Raw genomic sequence first — 21371 nt, 5'->3', positions numbered from 1 at the left:
ACTCGGACAGGGCTCGAGATGTCCAGGAAGCACGATACTTATTGGTGGGCCCAGCGCCGCAGCAGTTCCTTACGGCCTCGCTTGATACGGATCATTTCATGCGGTGTCTGTGGGGGTTAGAAACTGATCCTGCTGAATTGGGAACCATTATGCGATGGATGCCCACCTATCGACATCATCCGACTCGATACTGGCGCTCGCACATGCACATTTCCAACGCTGCATCAAACGGGACGGTATTACCGGGCATGCCCTTGGAGCCTATGGTACCTGTGGTCCAGGGCACACCGGGTAATGTGCATCCAAATGCGGTTCACTTCGGTCAGTCGTCCGCTAAACAGGCTTTGGTCAACGAGCCGATAAAGACGTCCTTTGACGTTCTGGTAAAGCGGTTGCTAGGTATCGAAAGCTCTGCTCCCCAGCACCGTGTCGCCAGTCCATCAGCAACGGAGCCCGCATTGCGCACTATGCTCAATCCTCCTGCTATTGCCTTGGGCAACGCTGCCCCTGCCTCGACGCCGGTAAAAAGTACGGCGAATGACTTTCTTGATAGCTCGAAGTACTCCTCGCCCGATGAGCTCCAGAGGTGGAGTCCCTTGGTTGCTGGATTGCTGCCCGAGCAGCGCGAGCAGGCTGCAAAAGAGCTCAATCGCCCTATAGCTGCGGCTCGCATGGCAGCTGACAAAGGTCCAGACGCGCAAAAAGCCATGCAATTCATCAATGAGAATCCTGCTCTCAAGACCGCCATCGACACGGCGAAGCGTGGAGGGAAGGCCGACGGCAAAATTTCCGACGGAGACCTAAAATCCTTCGCCAAAAAAATGCAAAGCGCTGCTGATGACGCAGACAAAACCCTGGCTCAGTTTCAAAAAGATAATCCCGACGCTGATCCACAGTCATTGCAAATGGTCCGCTCGGCTTCATTGCTTCAGGCCAATAGTCCGCTGACCACTGCGGCCGGTCCGAAGGAAGTATCGGGCAACAGCAAGGTAGACAAATACACTAACGTCGAAGGATTGAAAGCCATGGAGGGAAATCCTGGACTTTCCGTTGTACTCAAACAGGCTTCCAAAACCTTTTTACAACCCGGTTTTTTGGACCTTATCGATAAAGGCGGGGACGAGGGCAAGGCACTGGCTACCAGTCCGAAGGACAATCAATTCGATGCATCGAACATCAGCAGGTGGATCAAGACCCAGGCGCCGACCAATGAGGGCGAGTTCGCAGGCATGCTAAGCGATGCGGCAACTTTGAATGCTGTTGCAGGCGTTGACATCAGCGCCCTTGATGCAAATATTTTCAAGCGACCTCAGGACTACAGCGGGCAGCAGAAAGCTGCTGTCATGGTCAAGCTGCAACAGACCGAGCAAAGCGTCATTGCCGGTCAGGGTCTGCGCAAAACCGGTAAAACCGAAGAAGCCCTGGCGGAAAAGATTGGTCAGTTGCAAGCCGATCCAGACGTGCGGGCATACATGAATAACGCTGTTCCAAGCCAGGAACGTGCACTGATCGCCAGCGATCCAGCCCTCGGCAGGGCGGTCAAGGATCAAATGGTCAATTTGCGCAGCGGTCAGGCACTGCGCAGTGAAATGAATACAGCCGACAAAGCCGCCAAAGCTGACCAGGCAAGACCCGACTACAGCAGGGCCATCAACGGGCAAGCTGCGCAGCTGCAGATGCAACGAGACCTTCTGGGGCCCGATGCCTCCTTGCCTACGGCTCAGCAAATCATCAGCCATCGACCGGATATTCAAGGCTCGCTCAAAAATTCGTATGAAGCGAATTTCAGCAGAGGCCAGGCCCTTAAGCATTCGTTGGCACACAAGGATGCCGATCCTGCACGGTCACTCCAGCAGGTCGACGCACAGAGAGCAATCTATGACTCGGTGTTACCCGGAGATTTTACTCAGGCGCAGCAGGCACGGTACGTCGACTCGACGTTTACTCAACTGCGGGGGGCGGACAAAGGTCGTGAGTGGTTGGGGCAGTTGATCAACGGCACACAAGCGCCTGTCACCAATAACTCGCCCCCTGATGCTAGAAACAGAGCCGAAAAGCTCAAGGACGGTTACGACGCGACCAAGGCCGGTCTTTCCACGGCTAAACAGGGTATCGACGCAGCACGCAGTATCGCCGGACGTGAAGCCTCGGCTGGTCTCGGTCGTATGGCTGGGGCGGTAGGGGGGCGAGTTGTCGGAATGGTGGCCGGTCATGCAGCAGGACTCGCCGCAGCTTCGGCCATTGGTGTGGCGGCGGGTCCAGTGGGCTGGGTGATAGAAGCGGTCATCGGCTTGGGCCTAGGCATCGCGGCGATCGTCGAGGCAGTCAAAAAACACGATATGCAAAAGAAATTCGACCGCAACGTCGATCCTACTTTGGATCAGTTTGGCATCCCCAAAGCACACTGATGTACGACGTTCGGTCTTTATCATTCATACAGGAGCAATACTATGAGCTCATCCCTTAGCCCCGTTAAGGTGCCTGATGTCGTTAGAGATTACCATCTGAAAGAAGCGTTTGGCCCTGACCCGACGCCCGATGCGGTTAGAAATTACCATCTGAAACAAGCGGGCGGCCTCAATGCGCTGCCCGCTGCCGTTGGAAATCACCAGCAGAATCGTTCGATTTGCCATTATCACACTGCCGCTTGCGGTGGAGAGAAGTCGGTCAGCTTCAGCCAGGCGCTCGATACCCGTGAGGGGGGCAGATTGAATCGTCCGACTTGTCCTCATCCCCCTGCCGATGGTGGCGAAACGCAGCATGGTTCGCCGAAACCTGATGCTTTGAACCAGTTGGTAGAACTCATCCGGCGCGCTATTGGTCAATGGTTGGAAGGTTTACTGAACCCCGGAGCGCAAAACGCGACGAACCCACCCCAATCATCTCCCTCGGCCACAAACTCACTGGCACCACCACCAGGTTCTTTGAAAGTCCTGGGAGCGCGAGGCGAGGGCTCTAATTCCGGTCAGTCACGTCAAGCGAACGCAGTAGGAGCCTCCGCCGGTGAGGTGCATGCAAGCGACAGCGGTCAGCTGCATTTGCCTGAACAATTGAAACCCTACCGAGACGACATCCTTCACGCGGCCAGTGTGACCGGTATGCCGCCAAGCATCATTGCGGGCCAGATCTGGGCCGAGTCTCGGGGTAATCTTGCCAGTGCAAGCACCAACGTCAACGGCAAAACCGACTCAGGTCTCATGCAGGTCAATGCTGCTACCTTCGCGGGTCTGAAAAAAGCCAATCCGGAATTGTTGGGCGGTGCAGACCTTGCCAAGCCTCGTGACAACATCCTGGCTGGTGCGATTTATTTGCGTGATGGAAACAGGGCCTTTGACGGCAACATGGGGGCGGCACTCCGAGCCTATAACTCGGGCCCGGACAAGGTCAATGTGCACAATCTTGCCGATACCGGCGGCGTCGGGGGGGCGAGTTATCCGGCAGATGTGTTGAAGTTCGCTCAAATGATCTCCAGCGGCCAAGGCCAATTGCCAGCCTGAGCATCAAACTGTGACCCAGGCCAGGTGTTTGATTCACGACAGGAAACGATATGAACTCGATTGATCCAGTGCGCATGCATGCCGATAATCTTCCCCTCCATCCCCCGTTGTGTTCGGCGCAGGCGGATATGCGCCTTCGACAGCCTTGGGGTGGTGCGGCTCAGGGCGCCGATTCACCTGTTTCGTTTATACGCAATCCAAGGGCATCGCACGTCGACTTCTCAGGGCGGAGCAATGATCCGCATGCGCACACATGCTGTCCGGGTGGCAAAGCCCAGTCGGAGCCGTTGGCCCAGTTCATTGCTCTTATCGTCGATTTTATCAAGCGTCTTCAAGCTATTATGAGCGACGCAGGTACGTCGCAGACGGATAGCTTTGGCGAAACGGGTCGCCGCCAGGCCAGTTGTAACGAGCGCGCGCCTACTCAAGACCCGACGCAGGAAAGTGTTCGTCCGGGCACAAATAGGACGGGGGGAGGGGGAAATGTTCCCTCTGCTTCACCTGTACTGGGCCACCAGCTTAGTGTGCAGAAGTCGCCACAGGATGTGATTGCCATGGCTAACGATCCGGAGCGTGGCGAGGTGATAAAGGTGGGTTTCAACAAAGGTCATTACACTCAAAATTCCACCAGTCCCCGGGCTGAAATCAAGAGTGAAACCCTATTGCAAGAAGGGCAGCCCTACCGCTTTACTTTTGGCATGAAGCGTGAGGCAGACAACGACGGCACTTTCTTTCAGGTGCTGGACCACAACAACGCCAAGCCCAGCCCGCGTGCTTGGATGGCCACCAAGGATGGCCAGTATCAGTTGCACCTTAAAACCAGCGACGCCAGCAATGCACCCTCTAAAGTGTTCAACATTGGTCAGCCTGGAGACGCCTCCAAAGACGTGGGCAAGTGGACGGATTTTCAAATTGATTTCAAGCGCGACATCGACGACGGTTCGATCAGTGTGACGAAGAATGGACAGGACATTTTTGATAAATCCGGAATCTCGACCATGTTTGATACCCGAAGTGACAACGCGTATGCCAAATTCGGACAATACCGCAATGAAGGCGATCGGACGCCTGCCGTCAGCTATTTCTCGGGGTTCAATATTGCCTCTCCATTACGCCAATGACCGAAGAGTTGTAATCAGTTCATTTGCCGGGTACGAATCCATTCTGGGCACTGTCCAGCAGCTGAGGGGTAAGTAGTAATACCGGCATTCATATGACTACTGGCCAGTTCCGCAATTTCTCCCAGAAGTTTTTATGGGTGGAGCAGTCGGTGTGCGCTTCGGCAACCTCCGAAGTCACGCGACACAAACTCGAAAACACTTCGGATGAGCCGATCAAGGCGGAGCTGCACCATTGCGTTGGCTCTTTCAAAGCTCTAGCACTCGGCCATGAACCAATCCTCGGCCCCCCCCCCCCTGGGCGTTATAGGCTTGGCATTTATATGTAATGGAAGGAACTTGCAACGGATGGAACTTAATATTTCCCATAATCAACAGCCTCTCGCCCCTATAGCGCCAAGCACAACACCAACCCCTATTTTACCCCCAGCGGCCGCAACAGACTTGATTCCAATAGTTCCTACTGGCACGAACAGGGCAACGATCAGTTCGGAGCTTCCCTCAGATAAGACGACGTTTGCCCACCCGGCGCTTGGTTCATTGAGCAGATCAACAAAAATCGGTATCGCCGACCTTCCTGTAGAGTTGGTTCAGCAAATTAACCGGCGGGTAAGCGCCGCGTTGCTTGGCCAGGGCAATGCCCTCGCGCTGCCGCTCGCGAATGAGGACTTGCTCGAACTCGGCGAAGGCCCCCATGACCGACAACATCAGGTTGGCTATAGGCGAGTCGTCACCGGTGAACACAAGGCCTTCCTTCATGAAGTCAATATCGGCTCCGCGAGCTGGGAGAAATACAAGGAGCGTGATGTAACTCGCCGCGAGCATGCCCAGGGTTGGCGGTCGGTAACGCAGCTAAAATTTTATTACACAAACTGTAGATGGAACTTACACTTTCCAAATACCACAAATAATTATTTCACTCGCACGAGTCAATCCAATGAAGATTAATACATCCTCGTCTGTAGCCCTGATGGCCGTTGTTCAAGAGTCCCAAGCAAAGAAATTACCGGATAGTGATCGCCCTGCAAGCCCTGTAAGTAATGTAGATAAATTTGAAAATGCAGTATTCAAGCCAGGGAAAAGCGTTCCCGAGAATTTTGAGGTGGTCAGTCACCTCTCAAAGTACGACCATGTCCAGAAAGTCGTGCGTCAGCGTAGCCCCGAGAATCATTCAGTATTCCAAGTCACGGATCCTGACACAGGTGTGTCTTGGCCTTTTGAAGAAGACTTTTTGGCGGAAAATGATTTCTCCACGGGCAAACCTCAATTTGTTGCAGGGCGTGAGGTATGGATGAGGGCAGCAGATACGGGGTTACAAGGAGGGGCTGAAATCTCAAACGCTCAAGATCTTCAATCTTATATCTGCGAAAATGATCAGATAACGACAATGATAGATTCGCCTCGCGGAAAATGTCATGACTGCGCTGTAATAGTCCAAAATTTGCTCGACGAGAAAAATATTAAGCACTTCACCAGAGCCATGTATATCTGGAAAAGCCAGAGTGATAATTGCCCTGCAACTCATTATGTGGTAGTTGCTAAGTTAGATAAGAACGTAGCCATTGATCCTACGGGATCTCAATTTGCAGGTGTAGACGCCGCTATCGAGAACTTGGATACATGGGCCGAGGATTTTAGGTCCGCATTCGGACAATCTACCATCATAAAGTTCAATGATTATGCTACATTGGCCGACAGCCGCGGAGCTGTTAACGTGTATTTCGAGGGGAAGCCAAATTCTTTTTCTGGTAAAACTATGCAAAATTAAATATTTCTTTCGTTCACCTAATTCAGAGTTCTGACTTCACCGCGTTGACAAAAATCATATCTTAGCTTTGAGCAGCAACGTTACAGGGCCAGCAGCCTCGAACCTCTGATCTCCACTCGGTTATGGAACAAGCAAAACCTCAGCGTACGATTTTTTCCGAATTCTGCTGGCTCCCCCAATTAAGACTGTAGATAATGGCAATCTCGAGGACATGCGGTGGATCTACCACCGCAAGTACCTCGCGGGGCAGGGCTGCGTAGAAATAGGCTGGCGGCGGCAAAATCTGAGTGCAACACCTGACCTTTCCGGTACGGTGCAGCCCCTATGTCTTATTCCGAACTCAGCGTTGAAGAGCGCGCCACCATTCAAATCGGTCATGCCCAAGGCTTCAGCCTGCGTAGGATTGCCTGCTTGATCACCCGATCCCCTTCGACCATCAGCCGGGAGCTGCGCCGCAATCGAGATGCCTGCGGCGGCTACTCGGCCCGTGTGGCCCAGCAGCAGATGCAGGCCCGCCGCCAGGTTTGTCGACCGATGCGAAAGCTGTTGCCGGGTAGCGAGCGCTTCAAGTTGGTGGCTCATATGCTGCGTGAGCGTTTGTCTCCCGAGCAGATTGCCGGCAAGCTGCGCAGCATGAACATTCCCAGCCTCAGAGATGCCTACGTCTGTCGCGAGACGATCTATAACGATCTATGCCTTGCCGGTCGGCGAGCTGCGTAAGGAGCTGATCATCTGTCTGCGCCAAAGCAAGACAACACGCAGGCCGCGCTCTGGTGGCGTGGATCGGCGCGGCCAGATTCCCGAGATGGTCAGCATCCATGTGCGTCCGCCGGAGATTGAAGACCGTCTGATGCCGGGGCATTGGGAAGGCGACCTGATCAAGGGTAAGGCCAACGCCTCGTCCGTAGGCACGTTGGTGGAGCGCACCAGTGGCTACCTGATGCTGGTGAAGATGAATGATGCGACGGCAACCTCGGCGATGGAGGGCTTCAGTGCAGCGCTCAATGGCATGCCCACTGGCAATGCGCAAGAGCATGACCTACGACCAGGGCCGGGAGATGGCGCGACACGCCGAGATCACCCAGAAAACCGGCATCGCGATTTACTTCTGCGACCCGCACAGCCCCTGGCAGCGCGGCAGTAACGAAAACATCAATGGCCTGATCCGCCAGTACCTGCCCAAGGGCACGGACTTGTCGGGACACAGCCAGGAAGAACTGGATGCCATTGCCTTGCAACTGAATATGCGCCCCCGTAAACGCTTCGATTTCAAATGTCCGATCGAAATGATGCCTGAATTCAACACATAAGTGCAACGCTCACCCCTGCATACACTTCGTACGGTGTCTTCCAGCCCAAGCGTTTGCGCGGGCGTAAATTGATCTGCGCGACCACCCGGTTTACGGCGGCAACGGTCAGCTTGCTGAAGTCGCTACCCTTGGGAAAATACTGGCGGAGCAAACCGTTGGTATTTTCATTCGTGCCGCGCTGGCAGGATGAATACGGATCGGCAAAATACACCTGGCAACGGCTCTTGCGCGCGATGTGCTCATGACCGGCAAACTCCTTGCCGTTGTCCAACGTCAGTGTGTGCACCACATGCCCTTTGAACTGTAAGTTGATCGCCCGGGAGACTTGACGGCGAGTTCGGCGCTTGACCGGGTAAGCGCTAAGATAACCGCTTTTACGCTCAACCAGGGTGACCAGATTACCGCCCACACCATGCACCGTGTCTCCTTCCCAATCCCCACAGCCGCTCTCGGGTTTCGACCTTCTCAGGGCGCTCGGTGATAGACACCCAATTTCGCAACAGCCCCCGCCGATCGTGGCTTCCATAGCGTTTACGGTAGCGCTTTCGACGGTGGCGAAGATGCGTATAAAGCTCGCCGCCACCTCGTTGGTCGCTGGCAATAAACCGATAAATCCACTCGTGACTGACCGTCTGATCCGGCCTCTCTTGCTTCAACCGATGAGCAATCTGTTCCGGGCTCATCCCATGCTTGAGCCATATCGCCAGGTGATGGCTCAGCCAGGTAAGCGGCTTGCAAAACTTACGCGCTCCGGCTCGCCGAGCATCACTTTCATGGGTCGCACAAACCGCCATGTAAATCTTTTTAGGGCTGTTACGGCGAACCTCACGGCTGATCGTCGAAGGATGCACGCCCACCTGTTTAGCGATGCTGGCTTGGCTCTCTTTGGCCCTCAGGCCAGCCTCAATCTGGTAACGTTGGCCCTGAGTTAGCTGCCGGTAAGGCGTGGTCATCTGCGCTTGAATCCTTTGGTGTGAGAGCCTGGATTCTACCGGTGGCTGGCTCTCTGCCTCTCGTTTCAAGCGTTGCAGTTATTCTATGAATTCAGGATGAGTAAGGTGATGCAAAAGGCCATGGCTATGCGGCACGATGCGCCCACTTCAATCCAATAACCGTGTTGCACTTAGCTCCTGCAACCGCCTTCACTTTAATAAGAGAATGGGCCAAAAAAAACTGACTATTGATCAAAGCCAATAAAATGAGTGAAGTCATGCGTGGACTCGCGTGGCATACGCATCTGGTTCAGCGGAGAGCTTTCATCTGCGTAACCCAATGACATGGCACAGACAATTTCCTGATCGTTTTCAAGTTTCAGGAAATCAGCAATAACCGTCTGGAATCGAGCGAATGAAACTTGAGGACAGGTGGCCAGTCCTCGAGACTGCGCAGCGAGCATCAGAGTCTGGAGGAACATACCGTAATCCATCCAACTGTATTTTTTAAGGTTCATCTCAACAGTAAAAATCAGACCTACGGGCGCCCCGAAGAACTCAAAATTTCGACTAGTCACCTTAGAGCGGGCGTTAACGTCACACTTATCCACATTCTGGACGCCATAAAACAGCGCCCCAAACTGCTCTTGACGTGTGCGATACTTCTGCGAAAGGTTGTCAGGGAGATGTACGAGAGGTTTTGTAAGAGGGTCAATATGGGCAACTCCCAACAATGCACTGAGATCCCGCTTGGCCCTCCCCGTAATTATGTGTACTGTCCACGGTTGTGTGTTTGAGTTGCTCGGAGCCAAACGCGCCACATCAATTATGTTGGTAATTAACTCCCGAGGTACTGGCTTCGTTAGAAAAGCCCGAATCGCTTTGCGCGACTCCACTAGCGAATCGAAATCATCTGTAAATAAACTCATGCCACCCCCATAACGTCGCGATCTTGTAATTTGTTTTCAGAGTGTTGCACGGCGTCCAGGTAAAACCCAGTGAACGCTCTTCAAGAACGTAATGCAGCAGGTGCATGACCGGTTCAATGGAAAGCGCAACTACAGTACGCGCAAGCCTAGTATTCTGAGCGGTTAGGTCGATTATCGAAGAACATGTCGATATACAGACCAGACTTCGACCTCACTGAGCAGTAGTGCGCATGGCCAAACCCACCGCCCCATTCGTTTTAACGCCATCTGAACAAGCGACACCACACGGCTGGTCGCGGATGGACTCGCTGCCACAACGTCTCGGGCAGCGGGCCGGAATTCTGCTGTTATTGGCGGATGGATTAACGCCTAAAGACGTCAGCCATCAGCTCCAGGTCTCAGCGCCGGTGGTGTTCAAATGGCGAGAGCGCTACCTGGAGGCGGTCTTGAGGTCTTGAGGTCTTGAGCGACCTGCCTCGAAGTGGCCAGCCTCGCAAACTCAGCACTCAAAAAATGAAGGAGATTCTTACCCTGACCACCCAGCGCGTGCCTCGTGAAGCGACGCATTGGAGTGTGCGCTTGATGGCCAAATATGCCACCGTTAAGGCTTGGCAAGTGCGACAAGTCTGGGCCTCTTCCGACCTTAAACCCCATCGTTTGAAAACGTTCAAGATCAGCAACGATCTGCATTTTGCCGATTAGGTCGTCGATATCGTCGGGCTTTATCTGAACCCGCCGGATAACGCCATCGTGCTGTCGGTTGATGAGAAAACGCAGATCCAGGCACTGGGTCGCACGCAACCGATGTTGCCCCTACGCCCTGGCCAGATCGAGCGACGCACGCATGATTACAAACACCATGGCGCCGCCAGTCTGTATGCCGCTTTTGACATCCTGACCGGCCAGGTTATCGGGCGGATAACCCAACGCCATCGGGCTAAAGAGTTTCTGGCCTTCCTGCGACAGATCGACCGCGCGACGCCCGCAGAGCTTGATCTGCATGTGATTCTGGACAACAGCTCGACGCAAAAAACACCGGCCATCAAGCAATGGCTGGAGAAGCACCCGCGTTTCAAACAGCACTTCACGCCGACCAGTGCTTCGTGGCTAAACGCCGTGGAAGGCTTCGATGTAGCTGTAGTTTTGTTTGAGCACGAGGTCGGCAGCCTCGCGCTTGAATTCAGAGTAAAGGAACGGCGTTGTTTGGTCATCTGACACCTCGATCTGGCGAGCATTCTCGCCTAAATGGGTGTCCGGTTTCATTAGACCACTACACCATTGCTCTTCCAGCGCAGTGGCCATGCCGCTGAGCCGCAGGTGGTGCAACTGATTAAGCGTGTGTTGCGTCATCATTGAACAGCTCCTTTTGGGTGTAATAGTCAGCACCGCGCACGTTCTCGTGGCGGGCGGGATGTACAGCGGTGGCCTTGGGCAGCAGGTGCTGGTCAAGGCCTTGCTTGAGCAGGTTGCGCACGGTGCGGCTGTTGAGCGCGCGCAGCTGGACGGCGCGATGCCGCCGCTTCAAGGCGCTCGTTGCCGTACTGACGGGTCAGCGAGAGCAGGCCCAGGCAGGAGCGGTAGCCCATCTCCGGATGGGGTTTGTGGGTCAGTTGATGTTCGACGATCTGCCGGACGTGCGGGCCGATCCGTTCGCCCCAGTCGAGCAGGCGCTGGGGTGTCCAGTCGCGATGGGCCTTGTGCGAGGCAGGCATGTGTTCGCTCTGGGTGCTGTAGGCGCCGCGCCGCGGGAGCAACAGGTGGCTGGCCACTCGCCGAGGGTGTAATTAGTTTTGTGTAAACGGTCATTTGGCAGGAGACTGCCTACCCCAAGGAAATCCAATGACCGAGCCAAAACCCAAGCGCGCCAAACGAGTCAAGCCTGATCCTGAACTGGTTAAATTGGCCGATAGCCTGCTGACCAATTACAAAAAGCCCGAGGACCTCATCGGTGAAAACGGCCTGCTCAAACAGCTCACCAAGATGCTGGTCGAGCGGGCCCTTGAAGCCGAAATGACCGAACACCTGGGGCACGACAAAAGCGCAGCGATCACCAACGCTGCCGCCAATGCGCGCAACGGTCACAGCGGTAAAACCCTAAAGGGCGACTTCGGCGAACTGCCGCTGGACATACCTCGCGACCGCCAGTCCTCCTTCGAGCCGCAGCTGGTGGCCAAGCATCAAACCCGCTGGACGGGCTTCGATGACAAAGTTATTTCTCTCTACGCTCGCGGTTTAAGTGTCAGAGAAATTCAGGCGCACTTGCAGGAGATGTACGGCACAGAGGTCTCTCCCAGCCTGATCCCGGCGATTACCGACGCGTGAGTGACGAGGTCAAGCTCTGGCCCCGACCGCTGGACGCGCTGTACCCGATCTCTACCTGGACTGCATTCACGTCAAAGTGCGCGATGCCCGGCGCCGTGCGCAACAAGGCGGTTTACCTGGCCTCGGCGTCAATATGGCGGGGCACAAGGAAGTGCTGGGCTTGTGGATCGCGCAAACCGAAGGCGCCAAATTCTGGCTGCAAGTGGTAACTGAACTCAAGAATCGGGGCGTGCAGGACATCTCATTGCCTGCGTGGACGGCCTCAAAGGCTTCCCAGAGGCGATTGAAACGGTTTACCCGAAAGCCGTCGTTCAGCTGTGCATCGTGCACATGGTGCGCAACAGTTTGAACTTCGTATCGTGGAAACGGCGGCAGAAAGAAGTGCGGCTGATCTCAAGCTGATTTACACCTCAGCCACCGCCGAGCTGGCTGAGCAACGGCTCTGCGAATTTGAGGCAAAATGGGACGCCGAGTACCAATCAATCAGCCTGTCATGGCGACGAAACTGGGCTCGGGTGATCCCGTTTTTTGACTATCCAGCCGAAATTCGCAAGGTGATCTACACCACCAATGCTATCGAATCGATCAACATGAGCCTGCGAAAAGTGATAAAAACGCGTGCGTCATTTCCGACCGATGAGGCGGTTATGAAGCTGTTTTATCTGGCGCTGAACAACATCAGCAAAAAGTGGACAATGCCGATCCGGGACTGGAAAGCGGCTTTGAATCGCTTCAGTATCCAGTTTGAAGACCGGCTGTTAACGGTTTAATAGAAATCCCGTTTACACAAAATCAGGGACACCCTCGCAAGGTACTGCTTTCGCTGGGGAAATCCGTTGCCGAGGCGTTTGCCGGTGCCGCTGCGCGCCCCCCCAAGGATACCGTAGCTGCAAGGCAAGCTCGCACCGCATTCCTTGCCAGCAGGTCAAGCTTGAGCCGCATCGCTACCGAGGGGTTTAAAAAGGCTCGTACACAGCAGGGTACCACTATGCCTACACCGCCGCCGGGCATGCCTCAGCAACCCGCCTACACCCCAAGTAACAGTGCACCGCCGCCGAATGGTCCGCCGCCCCGAGCCGATAACTTCCCGCGCACGGCGCGCGCGAACGCGTTCCCCAACCTTTCTTTTGCAAGCAATCCGCGGGCGACCGCCGAAGCCTATGGGCGGGCGAAACCGCGCCTGGCAAACCTTGCCCACAGGTTAGAACTCGACTTGCAAGCGCACTTGTCCCCCAGAACTGCTGCTCAAGGCGGTTTTCTAGAGCAGCTGACAGCACTGACCCAGGCCCGAACCGCGACGGCGCAACAATACGACGAAGCGTTCGGCGTGGACTTTCAAAGGCTTTCGAACGACGGCAAAACTACCCAGCAAAAGAACAACTGTTTTTTCATCTCCGCTCGGCAGATATCAGCAATGGCCAGCGGTAAGCGACCCCAAGGGATACCCGATGCGGATGTTATCGAAAGATTCCGTATAGCGAGGGAGGGCGGCGAGGAAGAGCCAGACCAAATGGTGCTGGCGAGCGGCACGCTGGCAAAGCGATTCGTGGACAACCTCAACTTTGGTAAGCCGCCCAATGAGCAAGTGCGTATCCATGTGATTCAGGTGCTGCCTGGGCACGTTCTCGATGAGATACAGGGCTCAAAGCACCCAGATGCCAAAGAAGGGTTCATTCTGGACATGGGCGGCCACTTCGAAGCATTGGCCGTAAAATCACCGTCTCCAAGTCCTTCAACCGTCGAAACTTAGATCGTTGATGTCGGTGTTTTGCAAGGTAGTTGTCGCGTCAGCTGTGTTTTATGCGGCTACTTTCAGTACTGGCAACTCCCTTTCCGGGTTAAGCGTGACAGCCCCGATGGGCTGCCAATTACGCGTCTCACCTGACCAGCGATGTGGGTGTTGATTACGAGCTTGCTGATACAGCACATGGCGCTTGGCCAAGACCTGTTTATCTTCACCGCGATGACGTTAAGCCGGGGTTACGAAGCGGATGCGGCTATGGCGGTGCTGGTGGTTGTACCAGAGGATAAAATCACGTACCCAGATCCGTGCTGCGTCCAAATTTTCAAAGCCGCCAGTCGGCCATTGCGGGCAATATTTCAGGGTTCTAAACAGCGACTCCGAGTAGGGATTATCGTTGCTGACCCGTGGTCGTCCCCGTGAGGGAGTGATGCCCAAGTCGTACAGTTTGCTCAGCAACGTCACCGATTTCATCGGCGCGCCGTTGTCCGAGTGCAGCACCAAGGGCCGCCCCGCAAAGCGTTCGGCAAGTACCGTGCGCTCCATTAGTTCAGCCGCCCGCTCGCCGCTTTCTTGCTCGTAAACCTCCCAGCCCACGGCCTTACGGCTGTAAATGTCCTCAATCAAATACAGGTAGTAATACTTTCCACGCACTGGCGAGGGAAGGTAGGTAATGTCCCAAGACCAAACCTGATTGGCGGTGGCGGCACGGTGAGTCGTCGGCGATGCATGTTTGTGCGGTGCATGGCTGCGGCCACGACGGTGCTGCTGATTAGCCGCTTTGAGGACGCGATAAAAGGTCGACTCTGAGGCAGGTAACGGTCTTGATCGGCCAGTATTGGCACGATCTGGCTGGGTGGCAGGCTGACAAATGGTGGGCTGTTGCAGACCTCTAAAATGGCGCAGCGCTCCTGCTCATTCAGGGCATTGAGTGGTCGTGGGTGTAGCATGGTGGTGCGTATATCGGCCTGCATTACAGGCCTCAGCGCCCAGCGTTGCAGGCTGCGCAGCGACAGCCCTATCTCTGCACTGGCAATCGCTTTACGCGCCCCAGAAGCCACAGCATGGTTAAAACGCTCAACGAGTTGTAGCCGTTCTGGCAACGAGGTCAGACGTCCTCGTTGTCGCTTCCCCAGAAGGCATTCATCTTTTTTCGCAGCACCAGGATCGCAGCGGTTTCTGCCAGCGCCTTATCCTTGCGGCGTAGGTCGCGCTCCAGCTCGGCAATGCGTTTTTTATCGGCACGCGCTTGCTCTCGCTCGAGCTGACGTTGCGCCTGAGCTGACAGCTGGCCAGTGATGCAGGCTTGACGCTAAGCGGCTATTTGCTCTGGGTACAGGCCCTTGCTGCGACAGTATTCGCTGAGCTCGATTTCGCTCAATGTGGCCGTATGCAATACCGCTGCGAACTTGGCTTCAGCCGACCAGCTATCGGCACTGTTTTTATCTCCGGGCACCACGGCGCCTCCTGCTTTGAGCTTGGAGCGCCAAGCATACAGGGTGGCTGGGGAGATGCCTTCTTGACGCGACAACTCGGCCACGGACATGTTTTGTCAGCCTGCCACCCAGCCAGATCGTGCCAATACTGGCCGATCAAGACCGTTACCTGCCTCAGAGTCGACCTTTTATCGCGTCCTCAAAGCGGCTAATCAGCAGCACCGTCGTGGCCGCAGCCATGCACCGCACAAACATGCATCGCCGACGACTCACCGTGCCGCCACCGCCAATCAGGTTTGGTCTTGGGACATTACCTACCTTCCCTCGCCAGTGCGTGGAAAGTATTACTACCTGTATTTGATTGAGGACATTTACAGCCGTAAGGCCGTGGGCTGGGAGGTTTACGAGCAAGAAAGCGGCGAGCGGGCGGCTGAACTAATGGAGCGCACGGTACTTGCCGAACGCTTTGCGGGGCGGCCCTTGGTGCTGCACTCGGACAACGGCGCGCCGATGAAATCGGTGACGTTGCTGAGCAAACTGTACGACTTGGGCATCACTCCCTCACGGGGACGACCACGGGTCAGCAACGATAATCCCTACTCGGAGTCGCTGTTTAGAACCCTGAAATATTGCCCGCAATGGCCGACTGGCGGCTTTGAAAATTTGGACGCAGCACGGATCTGGGTACGTGATTTTATCCTCTGGTACAACCACCAGCACCGCCATAGCCGCATCCGCTTCGTAACCCCGGCTTAACGTCATCGCGGTGAAGATAAACAGGTCTTGGCCAAGCGCCATGTGCTGTATCAGCAAGCTCGTAATCAACACCCACATCGCTGGTCAGGTGAGACGCGTAATTGGCAGCCATCGGGGCTGTCACGCTTAACCCGGAAAGGGAGTTGCCAGTACTGAAAGTAGCCGCATAAAACACAGCTGACGCGACAACTACCTTGCAAAACACCGGTCTGGGCCTGTTCTGAGTGATCGAATCGGCCGCACGAAACGACGTGAATCTCAGTGGGTGGTCAGAAGGGCTTATGAGGTTCCAGAGGCTGGCCAGGCACATGGGCCAGGCAACACGGCTCTAAAGCGGGCAAATGACCACTCGTCATTTGCAGATAGCGTGAGCCCGTCGCATTGCATCGCGATGGGCTCACGCGATCTGCCAATGGCGGGGTGGCGGTTTTGCCACGCAGTGGAATGCCATTTTTTCGGTTTTCAAGCTCCGGAATAAGAGCTCCATGAGAGCGAGTCAATGGAACCGCATTCAAGGTTATGCCACCCATGAAGCGGTACCGCAAGAAACAATGGCGGGCAGTCCATCAGCACATCGTGCCTTCGATGGCACCCGATGACTGGGGCGAACTAACGCATGGAAAGCAAAGCGCACGCCTGAACGAGAAACGCACTCATGTTAAATATTCCTTCTTTCAGCCGGTACATCGGACTACACAGCTCACCACCCGAGGACTCCGGCACTGCTCCTTCTGCGCAGGACCGCGTTGAAAACCAAAACGTTGAACGTCAGGAGCCTAGGCCCAGAAATCAACGCGACGAGGGAAACTTTCGACCTTCGATCGGATTGACAAAGTTCATGCGGAATCAGGTATTGGAAATGAAACTGAAAGAAAATTTATTGAAGATGCTCAACAATCGAAGATTAATCAAGCGATCCACACGAAACAAGTCGAGCCCGTAACAATAAAAGTAAAAGGTGGGAAGTTAGAAGGCTATTTTTATAAAGCCCGTCCTGATGAAAAAACCGGAAAAGTTGCGTTGGTACTTAGCGGGTCGGGTGCACCGTCAGAGATGCATACGCCAGCGATAGCAGATAAATACCAGAAAAACGGGGTTGATGTACTGGCTGTCAACTACCGAGGCTTCGGGAAAAGCGAAGGCACGCCCAGTGAGCAAGGCTTGTACCAAGACGCGGAGGCGATGTTCAAGCACCTGACCCAGACGCTGAAGATTCCGGCAGAAGACGTGATACTACATGGTTACTCGATGGGTGGTCCCATTGCCGCACATCTCGCGTCGAAAGCCCAATCAGACGGCCATAATGTGGCTGGTCTAATCCTGGATCGGCCAATGCCGAGTACGTCAAAAGCAACGCGTGCTCATTATCCGAAAATCGGTGGTATCGCTGGCCACATTGCAAAACAATCAGCAGGTACCTTGAGCGTCGAGAAGAATGTGAGTCCCGAACTGAAAGGCACGAAAATTTTGTTGATGACCGATAAAGAGCGGCTTGGTAAACAAGGTGAGCAACTGCGTGATCGCCTGCTATCGAACGGATTCAATGTAACTGGCACGTCTGTCAATGCTCTGCATGTTGAGAGCGATGTGGTCATGGAGAGTCAATTCGGTGCAATCAAGGATGCCTTCCTACCGATCTTGGCTACACACCCGACTCCTCCAGCGTTACCTCGGGTGCATCGAGACTCACCGGCGATACGCGAACAGGACGAGTTTATTAAAGAGTTCGGTTACCTCAAGGACCATATTTAGGTTGGCTAACCACTGAGTGGTCATGTATGACAACGCCCAAAGGGACTTACCATGAGATTAAACGGATTCATTGGGAAACTGCTCGACTTCCAGGACGCGCCCCCCCCAGCAGCGGTTTTGATTTCACGCCCTTACGGGGTGCCGCAATCAACTCAACCTAACGACTTGGCTGACCGCTATGTTTTTTTGGAGGTTCCGTTTTTTCATCAGCAACACATTAATTTGTGTGGGGACGCGAGTGTCAATATGGTACTTGCGTACCACGGTAGCTGCACAAATGACCTGAGCAAAAATCCCCGAGATGTATTTACCGGTTTAAGCATCACCGGAATCAGGGACCAGTTGAAAGAGAAGGGTCTAATCCCTATCTCTGTCATGCTACCAAAGAGGTTGAGCGTTGAAGGCAAACGAGGCTGGGGAAGCGAAGGTCTTTGTAAAACACTCAACAGGCATGGTCCGATTATATGTTCGGGACGGTTATCGAGTAACGTTGTCGATCACTGCATCGTATTGATCGGCGCATCGGACACCACGGTCGTTTACCACGATCCGTGGTGCGGGGCCCGACGTACAAAAACGCTTGAACAATTTAACGCGTTCCTGGAGTGGGACGACCCTAATGCGATGATCTTCGGAGTGAGGAGAAAGAATGCCTCCCCCGGTTACCGTTGCACGGACGGAACTGGGTCTAAGGAAACTCTGAAAAAGACTTCCAGATTTGGTGAAATACTCACCTCGCACAAACTGAACGGTTGAGCCCCGATGAAACAGATGTACTTCGCCGATGCCGAGTATGCCGGCAAACGTAAGCAGACCCGCCGCGAGCGCTTCCTGATCGAGATGGATCAGGTGGTGCCCTGGAAGGGCTTGGTTGTCTTGATCGAGCCGCATTATCCAAAGGGCGACGGTGGTCGTCCGGCCTATCCATTGATGGCCATGTTGCGGGTTCATTTGATGCAGAACTGGTTCGGTTACAGCGATCCGGCAATGGAAGAAGCGCTTTACGAAACGACGATCCTGCGCCAGTTTTCAGGGTTGCATCTGGATCGAGTTCCTGACGAAACCACGATTCTCAACTTCCGACGGCTGCTGGAAAAGCATGAGTTGGCGGGCGGGATTTTGCAGGTCATCAATGGCTATCTGGGTGATCGTGGTTTGATGCTGCGTCACGGCACGGTTGTCGATGGGACGATCATTCATGCGCCGAGTTCGACCAAGAACAAGGACGGTAAACGCGATCCGGAAATGCATCAAACCAAGAAAGGAAACCAATAATATTTTGGAATGAAAGCGCACATCGGCGTCGATGCCGAGTCGGGCTTAGTCCATAGCCTGGTGGGCACGGCGGCCAATGTGGCGGACGTAATACAGGTCGATCAGTTGCTGCATGGCGAGGAAACTTACGTCTGCGGCGATGCGGGTTACACCGGCGTGGACAAGCGCCCGGAGCATCAGGGTCGCAAGATGATCTGGTCGATTGCCGCCCGCCCAAGCAGCTATAAAAAGCACGCGAAGAAAAGTTTGATCGGTCGCCTGCGACGCAAGATCGAATACGCGAAAGCACAGGTACGGGCCAAGGTTGAGCATCCATTTCGCGTGATCAAGCGCCAGTTCGGCTATACGAAAGTACGCTTTCGTGGCACTCAAACGTCGCAGCCAGCGTAATCGGCTTCAATGGTCACGCTACGGACGCCTTGCTGACCTCTACATACCTAGACCCAGAAATGCACATCCATCCTTACCCTGAGGATCGCTTCGCGTCACACACCCGAGGCAGGAGCCGTATGCGGTAGTTCCGCAGGTACGGATCTATTGGTATGGACGCCCCCACCCACAAACCAGTGACTTCAACGTGCCATAGTAGAAGGGCTTCAGAAACCACAAACCAAGAGGAGCATCCGGCATGAAAATTATGACCGTTGGTATCGACTTGGCGAAAAATGTATTTCAGGTGCACGGTGTTAATGAACATGGCAAGACCGTTCTGCGGAAGCAACTCAAGCGCGACCAGGTTGCCACCTTTTTTGCCATCATGCCGCAGTGCCTGATCGGTATGGAGGCCTGTGGAAGCGCCCACCATTGGGCTCGTAAGCTGCGCAGCTTTGGTCATGATGTGAGGCTGATGGCCCCGCAATTCGTAAAGCCATATGTGAAAACGAACAAAAACGATGTAGCTGATGCTGAGGCTATCTGCGAAGCGGTAGGTCGGTCAAACATGCGTTTTGTGCCGATTAAGGACATTGAGCAACAGGCTGTGCTGTCGCTGCATCGGGTTCGTCAGGGATTCGTGAAGGCTCGGACAGCGCAGGCTAATCAGATCGGTGGGCTGCTAGCCGAATTTGGTCTTGTAATCCCACAGGGCATCGCACATGTCGCCAAGCGTGTGCCGGAGCTTATTGAGGATGAGCACAACGAGTTGCCGAGCTCGTTTCGTCTGCTTTTGCAGCGTCTACTGGAACAGTTGAAGGGGTTCGATCATCAGGTTCATGAGATCGAGAGTCAAATTGTCGCCTGGCATCGCGTGAACGAAAACAGCCGCAAGCTGGCCAAGATTCCAGGCATTGGGCCAATCACGGCCAGTGCGATGGTAGCCTCTCTTGGCGATGCCAAGAGTTTCAAGAATGGCCGACAGGTGAGTGCTTGGCTTGGGCTGGTGCCGAAGCAGAACTCCACTGGTGGTAAGACGGTGCTGTTGGGGATGAGTAAGCGGGGGGACTCCTATCTACGGACGCTACTGATCCAGGGGGCACGGTCGATGATCTACGCTGCACAGCGAAAAGAGATTTCTGACAGCTGGCTTGGCCGGCTACTTAAGCGGCGTAAAGCCAATGTGGCAGCCGTTGCACTGGCTAATAAAAACGCCCGTATTATATGGGCCTTGTTGGCCGGTGACCGCGAGTTCCGCTTCGATTACACGACCGTCGTCGCGTAATCGGAGCGGCTTGAAGACGTCAACTCAACCTGTAGTAGACCAACGCTATTGATTGCTCAGGTGATCATGAATTGATGGCAAAACTGGTAAGACCGTGGCCAAGAAAATCTGACCCGCACAGCGTGCCATGAGCACACAGATCTATTGAGAACTCGGCCAGCGGATTCCATCAGGGACAGCGGTAACGCCGCACCGAAAGTCCGGATGTATGAGTGCAATCTCAACCATCGAGCCGTCACAGATTGAAAGCTTGGCAACCCGGGGGCGTCCATGTATGTGCGGGGGGTGGCAGGTAACTGCCATCCCTACCGCGACCGAAAATCAGACCTTTCTTACCCTTAATTCATGGTTCTTTCCGCTGATCGCGCTGCTTCAGGGCGATCAGCCCGCATTACAGGCGCACCTCGCCCATACCCATCAACCGTTTTCGCACCATCCACAGATTCGACAAGGCGAACAACGTGGTCTGCTGAGCGATGTTTTTTGACAAGCCACGAAAGCGCACTTTCGTATAGCCGAACTGGCGCTTGATCACGCGAAATGGATGCTCAACCTTGGCCCGTACATGTGCTTTCGCGTATTCGATCTTGCGTCGCAGGCGACCGATCAAACTTTTCTTCGCGTGCTTTTTATAGTTGCTTGGGCGGGCGGCAATCGACCAGATCATCTTGCGACCCTGATGCTCCGGGCGCTTGTCCACGCCGGTGTAACCCGCATCGCCGCAGACGTAAGTTTCCTCGCCATGCAGCAACTGATCGACCTGCGTCACGTCCTCCACATTGGCCGCCGTGCCCACCAGGCTAGCTGAGCGCTGGCCCGAGTTGCCGATCATCGTGACTTCGAGTTACCGCTTGTCCAGGGGCGTGGTCGAGCACGCC

The 21371-nt window shown here is 54.7% G+C and carries 10 protein-coding genes and 10 pseudogenes; 13 read left to right on the top strand and 7 right to left on the bottom strand.

The window, feature by feature from the left end; translation table 11 throughout:
• Positions 1-203: 203 nt before the first annotated feature.
• From PSH88_RS19455 to PSH88_RS19445, 3 genes are read left to right on the top strand one after another with little or no spacing between them, the layout of a single operon-like run.
• Positions 204-2408 (top strand): type III effector HrpK domain-containing protein, encoded by a 2205-nt coding sequence (locus PSH88_RS19455; RefSeq protein WP_305422148.1) that lies wholly within the window; start codon positions 204-206, stop codon positions 2406-2408.
• Between the two features lie 42 nt (positions 2409-2450).
• Entirely contained in the window at positions 2451-3497 is a 1047-nt protein-coding gene (locus tag PSH88_RS19450; protein ID WP_305422146.1) for a transglycosylase SLT domain-containing protein, read from the top strand.
• A gap of 50 nt (positions 3498-3547) precedes the next feature.
• Positions 3548-4618, top strand: coding sequence for a heparin lyase I family protein (locus tag PSH88_RS19445; RefSeq protein WP_305422145.1), 1071 nt, complete (start codon positions 3548-3550; stop codon positions 4616-4618).
• A 606-nt stretch (positions 4619-5224) separates the two neighbouring features.
• Here PSH88_RS19445 and PSH88_RS19440 read toward each other — a convergent pair.
• Positions 5225-5404, bottom strand: a pseudogene (locus PSH88_RS19440) (recombinase family protein); the annotation flags it as partial.
• Positions 5405-5552: 148 nt separating this feature from the next.
• Here PSH88_RS19440 and PSH88_RS19435 point away from each other — a divergent pair.
• Both PSH88_RS19435 and PSH88_RS19430 read left to right on the top strand, forming a co-directional pair.
• Positions 5553-6383, top strand: a complete 831-nt coding sequence (locus PSH88_RS19435; RefSeq protein WP_305422144.1) for a hypothetical protein — start codon at positions 5553-5555, stop codon at positions 6381-6383.
• Between the two features lie 324 nt (positions 6384-6707).
• Positions 6708-7693: pseudogene (locus PSH88_RS19430) on the top strand (IS30 family transposase).
• Here PSH88_RS19430 and PSH88_RS19425 read toward each other — a convergent pair.
• Positions 7683-8646 (bottom strand): annotated as a pseudogene (locus PSH88_RS19425) (IS30 family transposase). The pseudogenes PSH88_RS19430 and PSH88_RS19425 sit on opposite strands and share 11 nt — an antisense overlap.
• Positions 8647-8870: 224 nt before the next feature.
• On the bottom strand, positions 8871-9554 hold the full coding sequence (locus PSH88_RS19420; RefSeq protein WP_305422141.1) for a nitroreductase: 684 nt from the start codon (positions 9552-9554) through the stop codon (positions 8871-8873).
• A 230-nt stretch (positions 9555-9784) separates the two neighbouring features.
• Here PSH88_RS19420 and PSH88_RS19415 point away from each other — a divergent pair.
• Positions 9785-10682: pseudogene (locus PSH88_RS19415) on the top strand (IS630 family transposase); the annotation flags it as partial.
• On the opposite strand, the gene PSH88_RS30520 reads toward PSH88_RS19415, so the two are convergent.
• The gene (locus PSH88_RS30520) at positions 10662-10907 is read right to left on the bottom strand and encodes a hypothetical protein (protein ID WP_431312689.1); all 246 of its coding nucleotides are present in this window, start codon (positions 10905-10907) and stop codon (positions 10662-10664) included. The pseudogene PSH88_RS19415 and the gene PSH88_RS30520 overlap by 21 nt on opposite strands.
• A pseudogene (locus PSH88_RS19405) lies at positions 10885-11329 on the bottom strand (IS21 family transposase); the annotation flags it as partial. The pseudogene PSH88_RS19405 and the gene PSH88_RS30520, both read right to left, overlap by 23 nt.
• A 64-nt stretch (positions 11330-11393) precedes the next feature.
• Here PSH88_RS19405 and PSH88_RS19400 point away from each other — a divergent pair.
• Positions 11394-12646 (top strand): annotated as a pseudogene (locus tag PSH88_RS19400) (IS256 family transposase).
• A gap of 161 nt (positions 12647-12807) precedes the next feature.
• The gene (locus tag PSH88_RS19395; RefSeq protein ID WP_305422139.1) at positions 12808-13626 is read left to right on the top strand and encodes a hypothetical protein; all 819 of its coding nucleotides are present in this window, start codon (positions 12808-12810) and stop codon (positions 13624-13626) included.
• Positions 13627-13674: 48 nt separating this feature from the next.
• Here the strand turns inward: PSH88_RS19395 and PSH88_RS19390 are convergent.
• Positions 13675-15163 (bottom strand): annotated as a pseudogene (locus PSH88_RS19390) (IS3 family transposase).
• Between the two features lie 2 nt (positions 15164-15165).
• On the opposite strand from PSH88_RS19390, the pseudogene PSH88_RS19385 reads away from it, so the two are divergent.
• The 5 genes and pseudogenes from PSH88_RS19385 to PSH88_RS19370 all read left to right on the top strand — a co-directional run.
• Positions 15166-15979 (top strand): annotated as a pseudogene (locus PSH88_RS19385) (IS3 family transposase); the annotation flags it as partial.
• An 883-nt stretch (positions 15980-16862) separates the two neighbouring features.
• A complete protein-coding gene (locus tag PSH88_RS19380) occupies positions 16863-17561 on the top strand; it encodes an alpha/beta hydrolase (RefSeq protein ID WP_305422138.1) in 699 nt (232 codons plus the stop codon).
• A 51-nt stretch (positions 17562-17612) separates the two neighbouring features.
• On the top strand, positions 17613-18317 hold the full coding sequence (locus PSH88_RS30515) for a C39 family peptidase (protein WP_370694658.1): 705 nt from the start codon (positions 17613-17615) through the stop codon (positions 18315-18317).
• A 6-nt stretch (positions 18318-18323) separates the two neighbouring features.
• Positions 18324-19202 (top strand): annotated as a pseudogene (locus tag PSH88_RS19375) (IS5 family transposase); the annotation flags it as partial.
• Between the two features lie 262 nt (positions 19203-19464).
• Positions 19465-20493 (top strand): IS110 family RNA-guided transposase, encoded by a 1029-nt coding sequence (locus PSH88_RS19370; RefSeq protein ID WP_305422136.1) that lies wholly within the window; start codon positions 19465-19467, stop codon positions 20491-20493.
• A 391-nt stretch (positions 20494-20884) separates the two neighbouring features.
• On the opposite strand, the pseudogene PSH88_RS19365 reads toward PSH88_RS19370, so the two are convergent.
• Positions 20885-21295: pseudogene (locus PSH88_RS19365) on the bottom strand (transposase); the annotation flags it as partial.
• Positions 21296-21371: the final 76 nt, after the last annotated feature.

This window comes from Pseudomonas wuhanensis (assembly GCF_030687395.1).
Taxonomy (GTDB): Bacteria; Pseudomonadota; Gammaproteobacteria; order Pseudomonadales; family Pseudomonadaceae; genus Aquipseudomonas; species Aquipseudomonas wuhanensis.
This window is presented reverse-complemented; position numbering and strand designations above follow the sequence as displayed.